This window comes from Micromonospora sp. KC721 (genome assembly GCF_004348355.1).
In the GTDB taxonomy this organism is placed as follows: Bacteria; Actinomycetota; Actinomycetes; order Mycobacteriales; family Micromonosporaceae; genus Micromonospora.
In genome coordinates, this window is the sequence record NZ_SMJY01000002.1 from 19954 (window position 1) to 41436 (window position 21483).

The 21483-nt window shown below is 73.3% G+C and carries 20 protein-coding genes; all 20 read left to right on the top strand.

Annotated features, from left to right (window positions below):
* Positions 1-233: 233 nt before the first annotated feature.
* Positions 234-665, top strand: a complete 432-nt coding sequence (mraZ, locus tag E1182_RS00545) for a division/cell wall cluster transcriptional repressor MraZ (protein ID WP_132260608.1) — start codon at positions 234-236, stop codon at positions 663-665.
* Positions 666-862: 197 nt separating this feature from the next.
* Entirely contained in the window at positions 863-1975 is a 1113-nt protein-coding gene (gene rsmH, locus E1182_RS00550; RefSeq protein ID WP_132260679.1) for a 16S rRNA (cytosine(1402)-N(4))-methyltransferase RsmH, read from the top strand.
* Positions 1972-2571: a hypothetical protein gene (locus E1182_RS00555; RefSeq protein WP_132260609.1), complete on the top strand. Its 600-nt coding sequence runs from the start codon at positions 1972-1974 to the stop codon at positions 2569-2571. Before rsmH ends, E1182_RS00555 begins: the two co-directional genes overlap by 4 nt.
* Before the next feature lie 3 nt (positions 2572-2574).
* A complete protein-coding gene (locus E1182_RS00560) occupies positions 2575-4770 on the top strand; it encodes a penicillin-binding protein 2 (protein WP_132260610.1) in 2196 nt (731 codons plus the stop codon).
* A 91-nt stretch (positions 4771-4861) separates the two neighbouring features.
* Positions 4862-6385: a UDP-N-acetylmuramoyl-L-alanyl-D-glutamate--2,6-diaminopimelate ligase gene (locus E1182_RS00565; protein WP_132260611.1), complete on the top strand. Its 1524-nt coding sequence runs from the start codon at positions 4862-4864 to the stop codon at positions 6383-6385.
* Entirely contained in the window at positions 6382-7824 is a 1443-nt protein-coding gene (gene murF, locus E1182_RS00570) for a UDP-N-acetylmuramoyl-tripeptide--D-alanyl-D-alanine ligase (protein ID WP_132260612.1), read from the top strand. The genes E1182_RS00565 and murF overlap by 4 nt, the downstream gene beginning before the upstream one ends.
* Positions 7821-8954, top strand: a complete 1134-nt coding sequence (gene mraY / locus E1182_RS00575) for a phospho-N-acetylmuramoyl-pentapeptide-transferase (RefSeq protein WP_132260613.1) — start codon at positions 7821-7823, stop codon at positions 8952-8954. Before murF ends, mraY begins: the two co-directional genes overlap by 4 nt.
* 228 nt (positions 8955-9182) lie before the next feature.
* Positions 9183-10601, top strand: a complete 1419-nt coding sequence (locus E1182_RS00580) for an FtsW/RodA/SpoVE family cell cycle protein (RefSeq protein WP_132260680.1) — start codon at positions 9183-9185, stop codon at positions 10599-10601.
* A complete protein-coding gene (gene murG / locus E1182_RS00585) occupies positions 10601-11707 on the top strand; it encodes an undecaprenyldiphospho-muramoylpentapeptide beta-N-acetylglucosaminyltransferase (RefSeq protein WP_132260614.1) in 1107 nt (368 codons plus the stop codon). The genes E1182_RS00580 and murG overlap by 1 nt, the downstream gene beginning before the upstream one ends.
* Positions 11708-11738: 31 nt before the next feature.
* A complete protein-coding gene (gene murC, locus E1182_RS00590) occupies positions 11739-13205 on the top strand; it encodes a UDP-N-acetylmuramate--L-alanine ligase (RefSeq protein ID WP_132260615.1) in 1467 nt (488 codons plus the stop codon).
* Entirely contained in the window at positions 13202-14020 is an 819-nt protein-coding gene (locus E1182_RS00595) for a cell division protein FtsQ/DivIB (RefSeq protein WP_132260616.1), read from the top strand. Before murC ends, E1182_RS00595 begins: the two co-directional genes overlap by 4 nt.
* Before the next feature lie 241 nt (positions 14021-14261).
* Positions 14262-15374: a cell division protein FtsZ gene (gene ftsZ, locus E1182_RS00600; RefSeq protein WP_132260617.1), complete on the top strand. Its 1113-nt coding sequence runs from the start codon at positions 14262-14264 to the stop codon at positions 15372-15374.
* 9 nt (positions 15375-15383) lie between these two features.
* On the top strand, positions 15384-16130 hold the full coding sequence (locus E1182_RS00605) for a YggS family pyridoxal phosphate-dependent enzyme (RefSeq protein WP_132260618.1): 747 nt from the start codon (positions 15384-15386) through the stop codon (positions 16128-16130).
* A gap of 197 nt (positions 16131-16327) precedes the next feature.
* Positions 16328-17023 carry a cell division protein SepF gene (locus E1182_RS00610; protein ID WP_132260619.1) on the top strand — a complete coding sequence of 232 codons (696 nt, stop codon included), beginning with the start codon at positions 16328-16330 and terminating at the stop codon, positions 17021-17023.
* Between the two features lie 28 nt (positions 17024-17051).
* Complete coding sequence (locus E1182_RS00615) at positions 17052-17357, top strand: YggT family protein (RefSeq protein WP_132184669.1); 306 nt, start codon at positions 17052-17054, stop codon at positions 17355-17357.
* A gap of 43 nt (positions 17358-17400) precedes the next feature.
* On the top strand, positions 17401-18201 hold the full coding sequence (locus E1182_RS00620) for a DivIVA domain-containing protein (protein ID WP_132260620.1): 801 nt from the start codon (positions 17401-17403) through the stop codon (positions 18199-18201).
* A gap of 74 nt (positions 18202-18275) precedes the next feature.
* Positions 18276-18974 (top strand): hypothetical protein, encoded by a 699-nt coding sequence (locus tag E1182_RS00625; RefSeq protein WP_132260621.1) that lies wholly within the window; start codon positions 18276-18278, stop codon positions 18972-18974.
* Complete coding sequence (locus tag E1182_RS00630; protein ID WP_243705944.1) at positions 18958-19281, top strand: DUF167 domain-containing protein; 324 nt, start codon at positions 18958-18960, stop codon at positions 19279-19281. The genes E1182_RS00625 and E1182_RS00630 overlap by 17 nt, the downstream gene beginning before the upstream one ends.
* Before the next feature lie 22 nt (positions 19282-19303).
* Positions 19304-20806, top strand: coding sequence for a potassium/proton antiporter (locus E1182_RS00635; RefSeq protein WP_132260622.1), 1503 nt, complete (start codon positions 19304-19306; stop codon positions 20804-20806).
* 219 nt (positions 20807-21025) lie between these two features.
* The gene (locus tag E1182_RS00640; RefSeq protein WP_132260623.1) at positions 21026-21445 is read left to right on the top strand and encodes a TraR/DksA C4-type zinc finger protein; all 420 of its coding nucleotides are present in this window, start codon (positions 21026-21028) and stop codon (positions 21443-21445) included.
* Positions 21446-21483 lie beyond the last annotated feature (38 nt).

A 21483-nucleotide genomic window follows, 5' to 3' on the forward strand; every position in this document is an offset into this window, starting at 1 on the left:
TCGATCATTGTCGGGAAGCGGACGCTCGCCGCGCGGCGCTCCGGCCCTCCACTCCGCTCCACCGCCTCTGACGTGCGACTTTGCGCCGTTCAGCCGCGCGCCACGCGGGCGATTCTGGTTGCGGGTGGAGGGAAGTGGAGTAGAGTGGGGCGCGATGGTGAGGCCGGGAGGGCCCACCGGCCCGGGGGGTCAGCGGCGCCGCGAACGCCGCTAAAGGGCGAGGGGGTTGGGCCGTGTTTCTCGGCACCCACACTCCGCGTCTGGACGACAAAGGCCGGTTGATCCTTCCGGCGAAGTTCCGGGACGAGTTGGCGGGGGGTGTCGTGGTAACCAAAGGGCAGGATCGCTGCCTCTACGTCTTCCCCACGCCCGAGTTCCAGCGCATCGCGGACCAGTTGCGCGCGCAGCCGGTGACGAACAAGGCGGCCCGGGCCTACAGCCGGGTCTTCTTCGCCAGCGCACACGACGAGGTCCCCGACAAGCAGGGGCGGGTCACCATCCCGGCGCACCTGCGGTCGTACGCCGGGCTCGACCGGGAACTCGTGGTGATCGGGGCGAGCACCCGGGTGGAGATCTGGGACAGGGCGGCCTGGGAGGCCTACCTCGCGGAGAGCGAAGACGACTTCGCCGACATCGAGGAGGGGGTGCTGCCCGGCGGTCTGTAGGGCGTGACGACGCCCGACGTACTGCGAGATCTCCAGCCGCTTTCGAGTTCCTGGCACCCCTTCCCCGGTGCCAGGCGCACGATCCGCACTCCGGGGCGGGGCGGGAGCGGATGGGGATCTGGCGGTACGGCGGTACGGCGTCGTCCGACGAACAGGGCGCGGATCAGGGACGGACGTTTCAACCAGTGGGGGTCGACATGGGGGAGCTACGCGGCACGCACGTGCCGGTGCTGCTCGAGCGGTGTCTCGAGTTGCTCGCCCCCGCGCTGGACCGGGGTGACCGTACGGTCCACGTCGACGCGACGCTGGGGTTGGCGGGGCACGCCGAGGCGGTGCTGGAACGGCATCCGCGGACGGTGCTCATCGGCCTGGACCGGGACACCGAGGCCCTGGCCCACGCGCGGGTGCGGCTGGCCCGCTTCGCCGACCGGGTCCACCTGGTGCACGCCGTCTACGACGAACTGCCCGAGGTGCTCGACCGGCTGGGCTGTCCGGGCGTCGACGGGGTGCTGTTCGACCTGGGGGTCTCCTCGTTGCAGTTGGACGCGCCCGACCGCGGGTTCGCGTACGCGCAGGACGCGCCGCTGGACATGCGAATGGACCAGACCCGTGGGGCGACCGCCGAGGAGGTGGTCAACGGCTACTCCCACGGCGAGTTGGCCCGGGTGTTGAAGGTCTACGGCGAGGAGCGGTTCGCCGGGCGGATCGCCTCGGCGATCGTCCGGGAGCGGGAGCAATCCCCGATCACCTCGTCGGCGCGGCTGGCCGAGCTGGTCCGGGAGAGTATTCCGGCACCAGCCCGACGAACCGGGGGACACCCGGCCAAGAGAACGTTTCAGGCTTTGCGGATCGAGGTAAACAGGGAGCTGGCCGCGCTGGAGACGGCGCTGCCGGCTGCCCTCGACAAGCTCAACGTGGGCGGCCGCCTGGTGGTCCTGTCCTACCACTCGCTGGAGGACCGGCTCACCAAGCAGGCGCTCGCCGACCGGGTCCGCAGCAAGGGCCCGGTCGACCTCCCGGTGGAACTTCCCGGGTCGGGTCCGACGTTCCGGCTGCTCAGCCGGGGCGCCGAGCTCGCCGGGGAGGCGGAGGTCGCCGCGAACCCGCGCGCCGCCTCGGTGCGGCTGCGGGCAGCGGAACGACTCGATCCGACGGCCGTGGAGCAGGGGCGGACCGACCGCGAACGGTACCGCCGCCGGGTCAGGGCGATGCACCAACCGGGGACGGGGTCGACACCGGGTTCCACAGTGGTACCAGGGACGACGCCGGGGGACGGCACAGGGACGGACGAAGAGGGGGAGGGAACATGAACGTCAACAAGCGCGACGGCCGGGGGGCCGTCGGGCAGCGCGCACCGCGGTCGGGGGGCCGGGCCGCGGCGCAGCGCACCACGCGCACCGGTGTGCCGGCGGACCTCGCCGGTCGACGGGGGGACACTCGCGCCCGGGGGGCGCGCGAGTTCCCGACCCAGGGCAGCGCCGCGCTGCGTCCGGTCGAGAAGCCGTCCGCGAAGGCCACCAACACGGCCACCACGCCCCGGCTGCGGGTGGCTCCGCCGCCGCCCGTGCGGGTGCCGCAGGCACCGTTCGCGGCGCTGGTGGTGGCGCTGGTGGTCGGCGGGGTGCTCGGCATCCTCGCCGTCAACACGAAGATCAACGAGAACGCCTTCAAGCTCCAGCAGCTCCAGCAGCAGCAGGCCCGCCTCGACGTGGACCAGCAGCAGCTGGAGAAGCAGATCGAGACGGCCAAGGCGCCGGGCAACCTCGCCGCCGAAGCCCGCCGGCTCGGGCTGGTCGAGGCGGGCGAGCCGGCCTACATCAGACTGCCCGACGGGCGGATGATCGGCGTGCCGCAGCCCGCCAACGGTCAGCCGGCGCTCACCAGCCAGCAGGGCAACGGGGGATAGCCGGTGCCACCGAGATCGGATGATCCGCGCCGGGACGCCACGACGGGCTCCCGGCGCGGCTCGTCGCGGGGCGCGGCCGGGCGGGGTGGCGAGCCGGGCGCCGGCGGGATCTCCGATGCCCGGGCCTACACGCCCCGGGGCCGGACCATCCGGGAGAGCGACGAGGCCGGGGCCGACCGCGCCGGACAGCGGCGTACCCCACGGGCCGGCCGCTCCGGCGACCCGTTCCGCCCCGCCCTGCAGGTGCTCGACGGGGGCCGGGCCGGCGCCGCCCGCGCCGGACGCCGACCCGTCACCCCGGCCGGCCGTGGCGGCGTGGTGCGGACCGTCCAGGCGCGACCGGTCCGCCCCGACGACGGCGAGGAGGACCTTGCACCACCGCGCCGCCGTCCGGCGCGGGCCCCGCGCCGGACCGACCGCCCCGCCGGCCGCCGCCCCTCCCGCCGCCGGCCCCGGCCGCCGAAACTGGCCGAGCCGCGTCGCCGGCTGCGGCTGGGCACCCTGCTGGTGCTGATGCTCTTCGCGGTCATCGCGATCCGGCTGGTCGTCATCCAGACCGTCAACACCCCCGCGTACGCCGACGGCGGCCTCGGCTTCCGGACCGTCCGGGTCGACCTGCCCGCCCCGCGCGGCGCGATCCTGGACCGCACCGGCGCGCCGTTGGCCCGCAGCGTCGAGGCACGGTACGTCTTCGCCGATCCGACCCGGGTCAAGGACCGCGGGGCCACCGCCCGGCAGCTCTCCCCGCTGCTCGGGGTGCCCGTGTCCGAACTGGTGGAGAAGATGGAGCGGCGCGCGTTGCCCGGCGGGGGCGAGTCGCAGTTCCAGTACCTGGCCCGTGGGGTCGACATCGCCAAGGCCAAACAGATCGTGGCGCTGGACCTGGCCGGCATCGGCGTGCACCGCGACGAGCGGCGGGAGGTGCCCGGTGGGGACCTCGCGGCGAACCTGGTCGGTTTCACCAGCCAGGACATGGCCGGCCTGGAGGGGCTGGAGGCACGCTACGACGACGTGCTGGAAGGGGAGGACGGCCGGTGGGTCTACGAGGCCGGCCGGGGCGACCTGAACGCGCCGATCCCCGGCGGCTACAGCGAGACGACGGCCGCCAAGCCCGGCAGCTCCCTGGTGCTGACCATCGACCGCGACCTGCAGTACCAGGTGCAGCAGGTGCTGGGCCGGCAGATGGCGCAGACCCAGGGCAGCGTGGGTGCGGCGATCGTGATGGACGCGAAGACCGGTGAGGTGCTGGCACAGGCCAGCCACCCCACCTACAACGCGGCCAACCCCGGGCCGAGCAAGCCCACCGACCGGGAGGACGCCGCGACCAGCTTCGTGGTCGACCCGGGCTCGGTGCACAAGGCGATCACCTTCGGCGCGGCGCTGCAGGAAGGGGTGATCACGCCGGACACCACCATGCCGATCGCCAACAGCATCGCCATGGGCGACACCACCTTCAGCGACACCCACCCGGCCAACGGCCGGCAGATGAGCCTGGCCGGCATGATGGCCTACTCCTCCAACGTCGGCACGATCGAGATCGCCGAAAAGCTCGGCCGGGACCGGCTCATCGACTACCAGAAGCGGTTCGGGCTGGGGCAGCCCACCGGGGTCGGGATGCCGGGGGAGGCGTCGGGGCGGCTGCTGCCCGCCGAGGAGTGGAGCGGGTCGTCGTACGGGTCGGTGCCGATCGGGCACAGCGTCGACGCCACGCCGCTGCAGATGGCCGCCGCGTACGCCGCCATCGCCAACGACGGCACCTACGTCCAGCCGCGCCTGATCAAGGAGATCATCGACGGGCAGACCGGCCGCCGTACCCCGGCGCAGCCGCCGGTCACCCGGTCGGTGCTCAGCCCGGCCAACGCCCAGGCGCTGCGCACCATCCTGGAGGCGGTGACCACCGTCGACCACGCCACCGGGCTGGCCGCCGCGGTGCCCGGCTACCGGGTCGCCGGCAAGACCGGCACCGGCTTGCGGCTGGTGAGCGGCGTCAAACAGCCCGGCGAGGTCGGCTCGTTCATCGGAATGGCCCCGGCGGAGAACCCCCGGTACGTGGTGGCGGTCTTCGTGTGGAGCCCGGGCGGTGAGGGCGGCACGGTGGCCGCGCCGGCCTTCCGCGAGATGATGGGTTTCACGCTGCGCCACTACCGGGTGCCCCCGTCGAGCGGCAAGGCCCCGAAGTTCGAGGTCTTTCCGCGCTGAGCAGGCACGGCGCGACATCATCGGTGGGTGCGGACGAACCACCGGGGCGGCTGTACGGCCGGAACCGGACGACCGGGTAGGGTCTGACGCCGTGCCCGGCAATCCGCGTCCCCGTTCCGTGCCCGCACTGCGCCTCGGCGACCTCGCCGCGCGGCTCGCGCTGGCCCCGCCGGAGGGTGCCGCCGACCTGGCGGTGACCGGGGTGACCCACGCCAGCCAGCAGATCCGCCCCGGCGACCTGTACGCCGCGCTGCCCGGCGCCCGCCGGCACGGTGCGGAGTTCGCCGCCGCCGCGGCGGCGGCCGGCGCGGTGGCCGCCCTCACCGACCCGGCCGGTGCCGCCGCGGTGTCCGAGGCCGGGCTGCCCGCCCTGGTCGCCGGCGATCCCCGGGCCGTGTTGGGCGACCTCGCCTCTGCTGTCTACGGCGACCCCACCGCGGCGCTGACCGTCATCGGGATCACCGGCACCGCCGGCAAGACCTCCACCGCCTACCTGGTGGAGTCCGGGTTGCGCGCCGCGGGCCACGTCACCGGGTTGATCGGCACCGTCGAGACCCGCCTGGGCGACCTGGTCGTCGACAGCGTGCGCACCACGCCCGAGGCGACCGACCTGCACGCCATGCTGGCCGCCGCCCGGGAGCGGGGGGTGACCGCGCTGGTGATGGAGGTCTCCAGCCACGCCCTGGCGATGGGACGGGTCGGCGGGGTGCGGTTCGGTGTCGGTGGGTACACCAACTTCGGCTCCGACCATCTGGACTTCCACGCCGACGCGGCGGACTACTTCGCGGCCAAGGCGAAGCTCTTCGACGGCCGCTGCGCGGTCGAGGTGCTCAACCACGACGACCCGGCGCTGCGCCCGCTGTTCCGGCCGGCCACCGTCAGCTACTCGGCCGCCGGTGATCCCACCGCCACCTGGTGGGCCGGCGAGGTCGGCGGCGAGGGGTACGCCCAGCGGTTCACCGCGCACGGTCCCGGCGGCGTGGTGGTGCCCGCCGGGGTGGCCCTGCCCGGCCGGCACAACGTCGCCAACGCGCTGCTGGCCATCGCCAGCCTGGTGGCGGTCGGGGTCGACCCGGTGACCGCCGCCCGGGGGGTGGCCGCCTGCGGCGGGGTCCCGGGGCGGTTGGAGCTGGTCAGCGGGGACGCACCGGTGCGCGGCGTGGTCGACTACGCGCACAAGACCGACGCGGTGGTGGCCGCGCTGGCGGCCCTGCGCGAGACCGGCGCCCGGCGGTTGCTCTGCGTGATCGGCGCCGGTGGTGACCGGGACCGGGGCAAGCGGCCGGTGATGGGCGCCGCCGCGGCGGAGGGAGCGGACGTGGTGGTGGTGACCGACGACAACCCGCGCACGGAGGACCCGGCGGTGATCCGGGCGGAGGTGCTCGCCGGGGCGTACGCGGCGGACACCGCGGCCCGGATCATCGAGGTGCCGGGGCGGCGGGCCGCCATCGACGAGGCGGTGCGGCTGGCCGAGCCCGGTGACGTGGTGGCGGTGCTCGGCAAGGGCCACGAGCGGGGTCAGGAGATCGCTGGCGAGGTCCACCCGTTCGACGACCGGGTGGAGTTGGCGGCGGCGCTCGGCGTCCGCTTCGGCGACCGGGCGGGTCGGCCGTGATCGCGCTGAGCCTGGCGGAGGTCGCCGCGGCGGTCGAGGGCCGGCTGCTCGCCGCCGACCCCGAGGCCCGGGTGACCGGTCCGGTCGAGTTCGACTCCCGCAAGGTCACCGCCGGGGCGCTCTTCGTCGCCTTCCCCGGCGAGCAGGTCGACGGGCACGACTACGCCGCCGCCGCGGTGACGTCCGGTGCGGTGGCGGTGCTCGGCACCCGCGAGCTGCCCGGGGTGCCGATGGTGCTGGTGGACGACGCGCTGACCGCGATGGGCCGGCTGGCCCGCGCGGTGGTGGACCGGCTGCCGGAGTTGACCGTGATCGGGTTGACCGGTTCGTCGGGAAAGACCACCACCAAGGATCTGATCGCCCAGCTCACCGTCCGGCTCGGGCCCACGGTGGCCCCGCCGGGGTCGTTCAACAACGAGCTGGGGCATCCGTACACGGCGTTGCAGGCCACGACGCGGACCCGTTTCCTGGTGCTGGAGAAGGGCGCCCGGGGCATCGGGCACGTGCGGTACCTGTGTGAGGTGGTGCCGCCACGCATCGCCGTGGTGCTCAACGTCGGGGTGGCACACCTGGGCGAGTTCGGCTCGGTGGAGAACATCGCGGTGGCCAAGGGGGAACTGGTCGAGTCGTTGCCCGCCGACGGGCTGGCCGTGCTGAACGCCGACGACCCGCTGGTCGACGCGATGGCCGCCCGGACCGGTGCCCGGGTGGTCCGCTACGGGGAGGCAACGCACGCCGACGTGCGGGCGGTGGACGTGGCCCTGGACGACCGGGGCCGGGCGTCGTACACCCTGGTCACCCCGGAGGGGAGCGCGCCGGTACGGCTCGGGCTGACCGGCGGGCACCAGGTCTCCAACTCGCTCGCCGCCGCGGCGGTGGTCCGCGAGCTGGGGATGCCGCCGGCCGAGGTGGCGGCGGCCCTGGGCGAGCTGGGGCTGGTCTCGACCCGTCGGATGGACGTCTTCGAGCGACCGGACGGGGTCACCGTCATCGACGATTCGTACAACGCCAACCCGGCGTCGATGGCGGTGGCGCTGCGGGCGCTGGCCGGCATGCGCCGGGGTGGGCGGGCCTTCGCCGCGCTCGGCTATATGGCCGAGCTGGGCGACTACGAACGCGAGGGGCACCGCAAGGTCGGCCGGCTGGCGGCCGAGCTCGGTGTCGACCGGCTGCTCGTGGTGGGTGAGCCGGCCGCGCCGATTCACGAGGGCGCGACAGCGGTAGGTAACTGGGGAGGAGAGTCGGTGCTGCTCACCGATCAGGCGGCGGCCGTCGAGGTGCTGCGCAGCGAGCTACGACCGGGTGACGTCGTCCTGGTGAAGGGCTCCCGGTACCGCACCTGGGAGGTGGCCGACGCGCTGCGCGCGGTCGCCCCCGGGGGCGACGCGGACGGCGGGCCGGCGAGCCCTGCCGTCGCGGACGGGGAGGGCGCGGCGTGAGGGCCGTCATCGTCGCCATCGGCGTGGCGTTCCTGGTCTCGCTGCTGTGCACCCCGATCGCGATCCGGGTGTTCACCCGGCTCAAGGCGGGCCAGCCGATCCGGGCCGAGGGTCCGGCCATGCACCAGGGCAAGAAGGGCACGCCGACGATGGGCGGCGTGGTCTTCATCCTGGCCACGGTGATCGCGTACGTCGCCGGTCACCTGGCCCTGACCACCCTCCCGGACGCGCAGATCGCCCAGGTGGAGCCCACCATCACCGCGTTGGTGCTGCTGGGGCTGATGGTCTTCTCCGGCGCGGTCGGCTTCATCGACGACTTCCTCAAGGTCCGCAAGCGGCACAGCGGCGGGCTCAACAAGCGGGGCAAGCTGTTCGGGCAGATCCTGGTCGGGGCGGTCTTCGGCGTCGTCGCGCTGTACTTCCCGAGCAGCATGACCGGCCCGTCGGGGGCGGTCACCAACACCGAGACCGTCGGCAGCACCACGCTGAGCTTCATCCGGGACATCCCGGCGCTGGACCTCACCAAGGTCGGCGCGGTGATCGTCTTCATCTTCGTGGTGATGGCGGCGACCAACGGGGTGAACCTCACCGACGGTCTGGACGGCCTGGCCACCGGCGCCTCGGTGATGGTCCTCGCCGCGTACGCGCTGATCGCGTTCTGGCAGTACCGGCACTGGTGCGCCGACGAGGCCTACATGAGCAACCCGAACAACTACTGCTACACGGTCCGGGATCCGCTGGAGATCGCGCTGATCGCCGGGGCGGCGGCCGGGGCCTGCGTGGGCTTCCTGTGGTGGAACACCTCACCGGCGCGGATCTTCATGGGCGACACCGGCGCGCTCGGTCTGGGCGGGCTGATCGCCGGCATGGCGATGTCCACCCGGACGATCCTGCTGCTGCCGATCATCGGCGGGCTCTTCGTGATCATCACCATGTCGGTGGTGATCCAGATCATCTCGTTCCGGACCACCGGCAAGCGGGTGTTCCGGATGTCCCCCCTGCAGCACCACTTCGAGCTCGCCGGCTGGAGCGAGGTCAACATCGTGGTGCGCTTCTGGATCATCGCGGGCATCGGCGTGGCCATCGCCCTCGGGCTGTTCTACAGCGACTTCCTGGCCCACATGGGCTGAACCGAAAGCGACGCGAACGGGGGCCCATAGTCGGTGGGCCCCCGTATCGCATTTCGACACGCCGACCGCGCCGAACGACCGGAACCGGCGCGCCGCAACCGCGATGATGAGCAGGTGGGGGAGGAAACAACAACCGGTACGGCGACACAGGCACCGCCCCGGCGGGGCGCGGACGCGGGGCGTACCCCGGATCCGCCGGCGGCGGCCGGCCTGGACACCGCCGGCGGCCTGGCGGCGCTGCGCGGCCTGCTGGCGCGCCCGCTGGCCTCCTACTACCTGCTGCTGTCCAGCGCCGGCCTGTTGCTGCTGATCGGCCTCACCATGGTCTTCTCCGCCACCAGCGTGAAGGACTTCGCCACCAAGAACGGCGACGCCGCCGCCTCGGTGACCAAGCAGGCGGTCTTCGCGGTGATCGGGGTCGTCGCGTTCTGGGCCTGCCAGCGGCTGCCCGCCCGCAGCTTCCGGGCGCTGAGCCGGCCCGCGCTCGGCGTCGCGGTGGCGCTGCTGCTCCTGCTCAACCTGCTGGTGGCCCTGGAGGCGCTGTTCCGGGTGGAGTCGATCGGCCCGCTCTCGGCCGAGCTGCTCTGGCTCTACCTCGGCCCGATCTCGATCCAACCGGTCGAGGTGGCCAAGTTCGCGCTGGTGCTGTGGGGCGCGCACGTGCTGGCCCGCAAGGGGGCCGCACTGGGCTGGTGGAAGGAGTTGGCCACGCCGCTGTTCCCCGTCGTCGGGCTGCTCTTCGTGCTGGTCGGCTACAACGACCTGGGCAGCATGTTGTGCCTGCTGGCGCTGGTGGTGGGGCTGCTCTGGGCGGCCGGCGTACGGATGCGGGTCTTCGCCGCCCTGTCCGCAGTCGGGCTGCTCGGTGTCGGTCTGCTGGTCGCCGCCGCCTCGCTCGGTGCCGGCTCCGGCTCGCGCGACGCCGACAACTACCGGCTGGGCCGGCTGACCATGTGGCTCGACCCGCCGGACCCGAAGACCTGCTTCGAGCTCGACCTGCCGAACTGCTACCAGATCATCCAGGCCCGGTACGCCATCGAGCAGGGCGGCTGGTTCGGGGTCGGGTTGGGCAAGGGCAGCCTGAAGTGGAACTGGCTGCCCGAGGCGCACAACGACTTCATCTTCGCCGTCATCGCCGAGGAGCTGGGGGTGGTCGGTTGCGTCGTGGTGCTCACCCTGTTCGCGGTGCTGGCCTTCACCGGGCTGCGGATCGCCCGCCGGGTGGAGGATCCGTTCCGCCGGCTCGCCGCCGCGGGCGTCAGCGCCTGGCTGGTCGGTCAGGCCGTGATCAACGTCGGCGGGGTGACCGGGTTGCTGCCGCTGACCGGGGTGCCGCTGCCATTCATCTCCGACGGCGGCAGCGCGTTGGTCGTGACGCTCGCGGCGATCGGCATGCTCGCCTCCTTCGCCCGCGCCGAACCCGACGCGGCCCGAGCCCTGCACGCCCGTCCGCCGGCCCGATGGGTCCGACTAGTCTGGGCCCCGTTGCCGCCGCTTCCCGGCCGGCGTCGCCGCCCGGTGACGCCACCGGCTGCCCGAGGGTCCGTACCCCGGTCGCGAGCGCGGCGGTCCGACGAGAAGGCCGAGTCGCCCGGCGCCCGGCAGGCCCGGGGCCGGGGCGGTACGGCGAGCGAGAGGAGACGCTGATGGGTCCGCTGCGTTCGGTGGTGCTCTGCGGAGGGGGCACGGGTGGCCACATCTACCCGCTGCTCGCCTTCGCCGACTGCCTGCGCCGACACGACCCGGGCGTCCGGATCACCTGCCTCGGCACCGCGAAGGGCCTGGAGAACGAGCTGATCCCGCCGGCCGGCTACGACCTGCGGCAGATCCCCGCCTACCAGCTGCCCCGCTCGGTCAACATGAACCTGGTGCGTACCCCGGACCGGATGTGGAAGGCCGCCCGCGCCGCCGGCAAGGTGATCGACGAGGTGCGGGCCGAGGTGGTGGTCGGCTTCGGCGGGTACGTCTCCGTTCCCGGTTACCTCGCCGCCTGGCGGCGGGAGCTGCCGATCGTCATCCACGAGGTGAACGTCCCGCCGGGCGTGGCCAACCGGCTCGGAATGAAGTTCACGAAGAACATCGCGGTGGGCTTCCCGCACCAGCCGGCCCAGGCCGAGTCGCTGCGCGACGCGCGGGTGGTCGGTGTGCCGCTGCGCCGGGGCATCGCCGGGCTGGACCGCGCCGCCCTGCGCGACGCCGCCCGGGCCCACTTCGGACTCCGTCCCGACCTGCCGGTGCTCTTCGTCGCCGGCGGGTCGCAGGGTGCCCGCTCGATCAACCTGGCGGTCTCCGGCGCGGCCAAGGAGTTGGCCCGCAACGGTGTGCAGGTGCTGCACGTGATGGGCGCCCGCAACGAGCCGGTGCCGATCCCCACCGACCTGCCGGTGCCGTACGTGGCCCTGCCGTACCTGTCCGAGATGGAGCTGGGCTACGCCGCCGCCGACCTGATGCTGGCCCGGGGCGGGGCGATGACCTGCGCCGAGGTGGCCGCGATCGGGCTGCCCACCATCTACGTGCCATACCCGCACTCCAACCAGGAGCAGAAGCGCAACGCGCTGCCGGTGGTGGAGGCCGGCGGCGGGCTGCTGGTCGACGACGCCGAGCTGACCCCGGCCTGGCTGGAGCGCACGGTGGTCCCGCTGCTGCGCGACCCGCGCCGGCTGCACGCGATGGGCGCGGCGGCGGCCGCGTACGGGCGGCGGGACGGCGACGTCGCCCTGCTGAACTTCGTCTACGAGGCGGTGGCCCGATGAGGCCCGCCGCCGCGACGGGAAGGTACGTCTCATGAACACCGCGCAGTTCACCCCGGCCGGCACGCTCACCGCGGAGGACCTGGGCCGGATCCACCTGATCGGGGTGGGTGGGGTCGGCATGAGCGGCCTGGCCCGGCTCTTCCTCACCCGTGGCCTGCCGGTCTCCGGCAGCGAGCTGCGCGAGTGGCCGTCCCTGGCCGGCCTGCGGGCGCTGGGCGGAACGATCCACATGAGCCACGAGGCGGCGAACCTCGACGGCGTGGACACGGTCGTCTACTCCTCGGCCATCCCGCAGGACCACCTGGAGATGGTCGAGGCCCGCCGACGCGGTCTGCGGGTGCTGCACCGCTCGGAGGCGCTGGCCGCGGCGATGACCGGCCGGCGCACCGTGGCCGTGGCCGGCACCCACGGCAAGACCACCACCACCTCGATGGTGACCATGGTGCTCCAGCAGGCCGGCACCGACCCGTCCTTCGTCATCGGCGGGGAGATCTCCGAGGTCGGCTCCGGCGCGCACCACGGCACCGGCGAGTACTTCGTGGTGGAGGCGGACGAGAGCGACCGCTCGTTTCTGATCTACCGCCCGTACGTGTCGATCATCACGAACATCGAGGCCGACCACCTCAACACCTACGGCGACCTGGCCAACCTGGAGGCGGCCTTCGCCGAGTTCGCCCGGCTCACCGACCCGGACGGGTTCATCATCACCTGTGCGGACGACCCGGGCGGGCGGCGGCTGGCCGAGACCCTGCGCGCCGAGGGCCGTCGGGTCTGGACCTACGGCGAGGCGCCCGACGCCGACCTGCGGCTGAGCGGCATCACCTCCTCCGCGCAGGGGGTGCGCTACCTGGCCGAGGTCGAGGGCCGCTCGCTGGGCGAGATCCGGCTGCCGATTCCCGGTCGGCACATGGGGCTCAACAGCGCCTCGGCGGTGCTCGCCGGGTACCTGCTGGAGCTGCCGGTCGAGGCGGCGGAGGCGGCGCTCGGCGCGTTTCCCGGCGTGCGCCGGCGCTTCGAGCGCAAGGGCGTCGCCGACGGCGTGCTGGTCTACGACGAGTACGCCTACCACCCGACCTCGATGACGCTCGCGCTGCGCACGCTGCGCGAGGTGGCCGGGGACGGCCGGCTGATCGTGGTGTTCCAACCCTACCGGCTCTACCGCACCCGGGACCTGCAGGCCGAGATCGCGGCGGCGCTGGGGATCGCCGACGAACTGGTCCTGCTGGAGGTCTTCGGCCCGGGTGAGCTGCGCCAGCCGGGGGAGGGCTCCGCCGCGCTGGTCGAGGCGGTCCCGCTGGCCGGGGAGCAGAAGGTCTTCGTGGACTCCTGGGACGACGCCCCGGTCGAGGTGGCGCGGCGGGCCCGTCCCGGCGACGTGGTGGTGACCATGGGTGCGCCGCCGATCTCCCTGATGGGCGATCAGCTCCTTGACGCCCTGCTGGCCCGGACCGGGGGCGCTGCCGTCGACCCGGACGGCGCGGCCTCCACCGCCGGATGAGCCCGGGCCCGGCCCGGGGCCGGGTCGCCGGGTCGGATGCCGGCGGCCCTCGGCGCGGTCCGGTCCGCCGCTGGCAGTTGGTCCGGGCGGGCAGCGACGCGGTCCCGCCGTCGACCCGGCGGTTCATGGCCCGGGCCCGGCAGCGTCGGATGCGGGCGGCGCTGCCCTGGGCGGTGGCCGGCGGCGTGCTCGCGGTCGCGGGCCTGGTCGCCTGGACGGTGCTCGGCACCGGGCTGTTCGGCGTGCGCGAGGTGCGGGTGGTCGGGGCCGACCTGGTCACCCCGGTCGAGGTGCGCGACGCCGCGGCGGTGCCGGACGGGATGCCGCTGGCCCGGGTCGACCTGGCCGCGACCGCCCGTCGGATCGGTGTGCTGCCCCCGGTGGAACGGGTCACGGTGACCCGGGACTGGCCGGGGACGCTCGTGGTGACGGTGGTCGAGCGGACCGGTGCGGCGGTGGTGCCGCGCGACGGGCGGTACGCCGTGATCGACGGCAGCGGGGTGCCGTTCCGGACGGTGGACGGGGTGCCGGACGGGCTGCCGGTGGTCCGGGTGGACGCCCCGGGGCCGGATGATCCGGGCACCCGGGCGGCGCTGGAGGTGCTGGCGGCGCTGACCCCGCAGTTGCGGGCCGAGCTGACCGAGTTGACGGTGGCGGGACTGGCGCGGATCAGCCTGAGCCTGCGCGGGGACCGTACGGTGGTCTGGGGCGATGCCACCCGTTCCCCGGACAAGGCCCGGGTGGCGACCGCGCTGCTCGGTCGGAAGGCCGACACGATCGATGTCAGCGCGCCCGACGTGGTGACCTTCCGGTGAGATCGGCACGGTACGTGAGTCGTCTTGCCATTGGCGGCGACACGCCGGGCAGGTCCTTGGTTCCTCGCGCGGCGGCGCTTACGTTGCCCCGAAGAGGATCAGTGGTTGACATAACTGTAAGCCTCTAGTAGAGGGTGAGGGTTTACCCCGCAAGCCTCACTGGTGACAGCTGTCGTCGACCGCTGGTCTGGCCTCGCCGTACCCGGTCGGCCGAGCCAATCTCGAAGGGAAAGGACCGGAGATGACACCTCCGCACAACTACCTGGCGGTCATCAAGGTCGTCGGCATCGGCGGTGGCGGCGTCAACGCCGTCAACCGGATGATCGAGGTTGGGCTCAAGGGCGTCGAGTTCATCGCGATCAACACGGACGCGCAGGCCCTGCTGATGAGTGACGCCGACGTCAAGCTCGACGTGGGCCGGGAACTGACCCGCGGGCTCGGTGCGGGCGCCAACCCGGACGTCGGCAAGAACGCCGCCGAGGACCACCGCGACGAGATCGAGGAGGTCCTCAAGGGAGCCGACATGGTCTTCGTGACCTGCGGTGAGGGTGGCGGCACCGGCACCGGCGGGGCGCCGGTGGTGGCGAACATCGCCCGCAAGCTGGGCGCGCTCACCATCGGTGTGGTGACCCGGCCGTTCTCGTTCGAGGGCAAGCGCCGCCAGGTGCAGGCCGAGGCCGGGATAGACGAGCTGCGCAACCAGTGCGACACCCTGATCGTCATCCCGAACGACCGGCTGCTGGCCCTCGGCGACCGCAACATCTCCATGATGGACGCCTTCCGCACCGCCGACCAGGTGCTCCTCTCCGGTGTCCAGGGCATCACCGACCTGATCACCACGCCGGGTCTGATCAACCTGGACTTCGCCGACGTGAAGAGCGTGATGAGCGGCGCGGGCAGCGCGCTGATGGGCATCGGCAGCGCCCGCGGCGAGAACCGCGCCGTGGAGGCGGCCGAGGCGGCCATCTCCAGCCCGCTGCTGGAGCAGAGCATGGACGGCGCCCGAGGCGTGCTGCTCTCCATCGCCGGTGGCTCCGACCTCGGCCTGTTCGAGATCAACGACGCCGCCCAGCTGGTCACCGATGCGGCCCACCCGGACGCGAACATCATCTTCGGCGCGGTGATCGACGACGCGCTCGGCGACGAGGTGCGGGTCACCGTCATCGCGGCGGGCTTCGACGGGGGCACTCCGGCGTACAAGGCGGCCGAGTCGCCGCGCAAGACCAACCAGAACCAGCCCGCCCCGCAGGCCCCGCCGGTGACGCCGCCGGCGCACACCGCGCCGCAGCAGTCGCCGCGCCGGGTGCTCTTCGACGACGTGGACGTGCCCGACTTCCTCAAGAACGGTTCCTGAGCGCCGCCGATGACCATGCAACCCACCCCGGTAGGGCCCGACCGGCGGGCCGAGCTCGCCGCCGGGCTGGCCCGGATCCGTACGCGGATCGCCGACGCCTGCGCCGCCGCCGGCCGGGACCGAGCCGAGGTGACCATGATCGCGGTCACCAAGACGTACCCGGCCGGCGACGTGCTCGGGCTGGCCGCGCTCGGGGTGACCGACGTGGGAGAGAACCGCGACCAGGAGGCCGCACCGAAGGCGACCGAGGTGGCCGCCGCCGGGGTCGGCGTCCGCTGGCACTTCATCGGCCAGTTGCAGCGCAACAAGGCCCGCTCGGTGGTCCGCTACGCCGACGTGGTGCATTCGGTGGACAGCGTCCGGCTGGCCCGGGCGCTGGATGCCGCGGCGGCCGTCGGGCGGGACCGGCCGTTGGACGCGCTGGTGCAGGTGAGCATCGACGGCGATCCGGCCCGCGGTGGGGCGTTGCCCGACTCGACCGACCCGGACCGGGGCCTGGACCGGGTCGCGGACGCCCTGGCCGACGCGGCCGGGCTGCGGCTGGTCGGGCTGATGGCGGTGGCACCGCTGGGCTGGGAGCCGGAGCGGGCGTTCGCCCGGCTGGCCGAGGTGGCGACCCGGGTACGGCAGCGGTATCCGCAGGCGACGGCGATCTCGGCGGGGATGAGTGGCGACCTGGAGCAGGCGATCGCCCACGGCGCGACACATGTCCGCGTCGGCAGCGCGTTGCTCGGAATGCGTCCCACGCTGCGGTAGCCTGGCCGCGATAGAAGCAAATTACATCAGTGTTGTTCAGGAACGGCATCCCTGTGCTCTCGGGGGGCAACGGCGGGCGGCCGCGAAACGTCCGTCGGGGGATTGCCGTTCCGATCCGGTGGGCATGGGATGCCCATTCGTGATCACGGCGACACGGCACGGGGGTGCGTGCCGCACGGCGGACGGAAGGGCGCGGGATGGGTGCACTGCGCAAGGCGGGGGTCTGGCTCGGTCTCGTCGAGGAGGACGACGAGCGGGCCTACGACGACGGCGGCTACGACAAGCCGGGCTACCGCGAGTCGCGGTACCGGTCGAGCCGGTACGCCGAGGAGTTCGCCGACGACGAGGACGACGAGGCGGAGGAGCCACCGGCGCCGCGCCCGCGGCTCGGTGACCGGGGTCGGCTCGGCGACCGGGTGGCCAGCCGCGCGGTCGAGGCCGAGCGGGCCGACGACGAGCGCCCGGAGCGTACCGAGCGGTCCAGCGTGCGCTCGATCACGCGGTCCGGCCAGGGGGACACCTCGGGTGCGCTGACGTACCACACCCGGGATAATCTCGCCCTGGCCCCGCAGGCCACGCCACGGGAGCGGCCGGTGGTGGCCGAGGAGGAGCAGCGGTACCAGATCACCACCCTGCACCCGACGACCTACCGGGAGGCGCGCACCATCGGCGAGCACTTCCGCGACGGCGTTCCGGTGATCATCAACCTCACCGAGATGGACGAGGCCGACGCCCGCCGGCTGGTGGACTTCGCCGCCGGGCTCGCCTTCGGGCTGCGCGGTACGATCGAGCGCGTGACCAACCGGGTGTTCCTGCTCTCACCGGCCAACGTCCAGGTCACCGCGGAGGACAAGGCCAAGATCGCTGAGGGCGGCTTTTTCAGCCTGAGCTAGTCCGCCCGACCGAGGGACGTCGCCTACCGTGTTGTCGATCCTGCTGCAAGTGCTGTACCTGATCCTGTATGTCTTCCTGATCGTGCTCCTGGCCCGGTTCGTCCTGGGTGCCGTCCTCCAGTACGGCCGCCGGTGGCAGCCGGGCCGTGGGGCATCGGCGGGGCTGGAATCCGTGTGGAGCGTCACTGATCCCCCTCTCAAGGCGTTGAGGCGTGTGATCCCTCCGTTGCGAATTGGTACCGTGAGCATCGACCTGGCTTCGCTTGTGCTCCTGGTTATCCTGTTCGTGCTGATGAGGTTTGTGTTGACGCCGTCGATCATCGCGGTTTCCTGATGACCGGCACGCTACGCGGCCGCAACTGACCCGAGGAGTTTCGATGCCGCTGACCCCGGCTGACGTCCACAACGTCGCCTTCAAAAAGCCGCCGATCGGCAAACGGGGGTACGACGAGGAGGAGGTCGACGCCTTCCTGGACGAGGTCGAGCGCGAGCTCGCCCGTCTGATCGAGGAGAACAACGAGCTGCGCGCCCAGGTGGAGCGCGGTGGCCGGGGCGGTGCTCCGGCCGGCCCCGGCGGTGACGCCCGCCTCGCCGCCGAGCTCAACGACCTCAAGGCCCAGCTCGACCGGGTGCAGCGTGACAAGGCCGCGGCCGAGCAGGCCGCCCGGGCGATGCAGGCCGAGCTGGAGCAGGTTCGCGCCACCGGCGGCCCGGCCGGTGCCGGCGACGGCGAGCAGCAGGCGCTGCGGGTGCTGATGATGGCCCAGCGGACGGCCGACGACCACGTCTCCGACGCCCGCCGCGAGGCCGACCAACTGCTCTCCGAGGCCCGCACGAAGGCCGAGGAGGTCACCCGCGAGGCCCGCGCCAAGGCTGACGCGCTGGAGCGGGATGCCCGCCAGCGGCACCAGGAGGCCATGGGCGGCCTGGACGCCAAGCGCACCGCGCTGCAGAAGCACATCGAGGAGCTCAAGCAGTTCGAGCGCGAGTACCGCACCCGGCTCAAGGCCTACCTCGAGAGCCAGCTGCGTGACCTGGACGGCCGTGGCCAGGGCCTGGAGGCCGAGATGACCCGCGCGGACGGGACTCGTGCCGTCGGCGGCAACGGTCTGGCCGCCGCGGGCCTCGCCGGCTCGTACGGCGGCGGTCGCTCCGGCGCTCTCGAAGCCGGTCGCTGATCCGACGGTCGGCGGCCGTCCCCAGGACGGGCCGCCGACCGGGTCACACCGACACGACGCGGCGGGGGTGAGCCGTGCTGATCGCAAGTCTGCTGCTCATCGTCGTCGCTGTGGTGCTGCTGGTCCTCGGTCTTGCCGACGGTTCCAGCGCCCTGTTGGTCAGTTCCATCGCGGTGAGCCTGTTGGCCGCCGTCGCGTTGGTGGCCGGCGCCCGCCAGGTGGCTGCCGCCCGCGCGACAAGCGAACGGGTCGGACCGCGTACGGGATGGGGGTTCGCGGGCAGGTTCCGCCCGGGCGCACCGCCGGTCGGTGGGGCCGGGGTGCCGCCAGAGATCCCCGTCCAGCACGTGCCCACGACGGTCGGCGCCGGTGGCGACGGGTGGCGGCAACCGCCCGAGCCGCCGGCGACCGGACCGGTGGACGTCCCGTGGGGCTCGCTCGTCGAGGCCCCCGACGATCCGGAGAGCGTGCCCGTCCGGTCCCGGTCGGAGGCGACGGCCGAGCGCGTCGAGCCGGTCAGCGGCGCGCCCTGGCCCGACGAGCCGGAGGCGCAGCAGCCCGTGTCGGCCGTCGACGCCGCCCGGATCGCCCAGCTCGACGCCGAGGTGCGGGTGGTCGACGGCCGTCCCCGCTACCACCTGCCCTCCTGCCCGCACCTGTTCGGGCGCGACGACGAGCCGCTGCCGGTCTTCGAGGCGGTCTCGCTGGGCTTCACCCCGTGCGCGCTCTGCGCGCCGGACACCACCCTGCTCGCCGATGCCCCGCCCGGCTGACCCGATGCCCGAGGAGACGCTCGCCGTCGCGGTGCGGGTCAAGCCGGGAGCGTCCCGTGCCCGGGTCGGTGGCCGGTTCGACGGCCCGCACGGCCCGGCGCTGGTCATCGCGGTGAACGCCCCGGCGGTCGACGGCCGGGCCACCGAGGCGGCCCGCCGGGCACTGGCCGGCGCGCTCGGTGTACGGCCGGCGGCGGTGTCGTTGCGTACCGGCGCGGCCAGCCGGGACAAACTGTTCGACGTCGAGCACCCCGACCCCGGCCTGGTCGAGGTGCTCCGCCGGTTGCGCGACGGATCGGACCGGTGAGACCGCACCAACCCGGTGCCCCGTGACGCCCGGGCTGAACCTCGCGCTGTTGCTGGGCGCCGTCGTCCTGCTGGTCGCCGTCGGCGCGGTCCGCCTCTCCACCCGGCTCGGCGTGCCGAGTCTCCTGGTCTACCTCGCGCTCGGAGTGGCGATCGGGGAGTCCGGCCTGGGTATCGCGTTCGACGACGCGGAGCTGACCCGGGTGCTGGGTTTCTGCGCGCTGATCGTGATCATCGCCGAGGGTGGGCTCACCGCCCGGTGGAGCACCCTGCGCCCGGTGCTCGGGATGGCGGCGGCGCTCGCCACGGTGGGGGTGCTGGTCAGCGTGCTGGCCGTCGGCGCCGTGCTGCACCTGCTGCTCGGGCTGGACTGGCGGTTGGCGCTGCTCTACGGTGCCGTGCTCTCGTCCACCGATGCGGCGGCGGTCTTCGCCACGCTGCGCCGGCTGCGCCTGCCGCCCCGGCTGGTGGCCACCCTGGAGGCGGAGTCCGGCATGAACGACGCCCCGGCGGTGATCCTGGTGGTGCTGCTGTCGGTGGGCACCACCGAGGGCCACCCCTGGTGGTACGAGGTTCTCCTGGTCGGGTACGAACTGGGCGCGGGTGCGGCGGTGGGCGTGGCGGTCGGGGTCGCCGGGCGGTACGCGCTGCACCGGGTGGCGCTGCCCTCGTCCGGCCTGTACCCGATCGCGGTGGTCGGTTTCACGGTGCTGGCGTACGGCGCGGGCGCGGTGCTGCACGCCTCCGGTTTCCTCGCCGTCTACGTGGCGGGTGTGTTGCTCGGCAACGCCCGGCTGCCGCACCGGCAGGCCATCCTCGGGTTCGCCGACGGGCTGGCCTGGCTGGCCCAGATCGGGCTGTTCGTGCTGCTCGGCCTGCTGGCGGACCCGGGCCGGCTGCCCGCGGCCGTGCTGCCGGCCGTGGTGACCGGGCTGGCCCTGCTGTTGGTCGCCCGGCCGCTGTCGGTGTTCGTCTCCGCGCTGCCGTTCCGGTTCCGGCTGCGCGAGCAGGCCTTCCTGTCCTGGGCGGGGCTGCGCGGGGCGGTGCCGATCGTGCTCGCCACCATTCCGCTGTCGGAGCGGGTCCCGGGGGCCGACCGGCTCTTCGACGCGGTCTTCGTCCTGGTGGTGCTCTTCACCCTGTTGCAGGCGGGGACGCTCGCCCCGGCGGCCCGCCGGCTGGGGGTCACCGCGCCGGCGGAGCTGACCGAGATCCGGGTGGAGACCGCCCCGCTGGAGCGGATGCGGGCGGACCTGCTCCAGCTGGAGGTGCCGGCCGGCTCCCGGCTGGCCGGGGTGCACGTGGACGAGCTGCGGCTGCCGGTGGGCGCCTCGGTGACGCTGGTGCTGCGTGACGGCACGGGTTTCGTCCCTGGCCCGGACACCCGGCTGAGGGCCGGGGACAGCCTGCTGATCGTGGCGACGGTGGGGGCACGCGACGAGGTCGAGCGGCGGTTGCGGGCGGTCAGCCGGCGGGGTCGTCTCGCCAGATGGTTTGGCGAGTACGGGGAGGATCGGGACGGCTGATCTGCTAGCGTTCCTTTTGCCCTGGTTAGGGCTTACTCGGGGCTGAAGAGCGGTACGACGGTGCGGCACGTTGTCGGACGCCTGTACGTTCCGTATTCTTGCCCATCTCCGGAGTGCGCGGCCCGCGTCGCCGCGCACCCGTTCTGTTCCATGGGGGGCGCCAGGCCGGTGACCCCTGGCACCGCCGACCGCCGCGTGACGCGGCTGAGGGAGCTGACGATGGCGAAGCCAGCCGACACCAGGACCGCCGGCCGCAAGCCGGCGGCGAAGGCCACCCGCAGCGCGGCGGAGACGGAGAAGATCCGGGCGGCCCTGGCGGCTCGACGCGACGAATTGCGCGCCGAGTACGATCAGACGCTGAGCGAGATCACCGAGCTGCAGCGCGACCGGCTGACCGACTCGGCCGGGGACGACCAGGCCGACACCGGCACCAAGACGTTCGAGCGCGAGCAGGAGATCTCCCTCGCCAACAGCATCCGGGAACGGATCACGCAGGTCGAGCGGGCGCTGGAGCGGCTCGACGAGGGTGGCTACGGATGGTGCGAGCGGTGCGGGAACCCGATCCCGGTGGAGCGGCTCGCCGCCTTCCCGTCGGCGACTCTCTGCGTGTCCTGCAAGCAGCTGGAGGAGCGGCGCTGACATCCGCTCCCCGGTGACCACGAGACGGCGGCACGCCG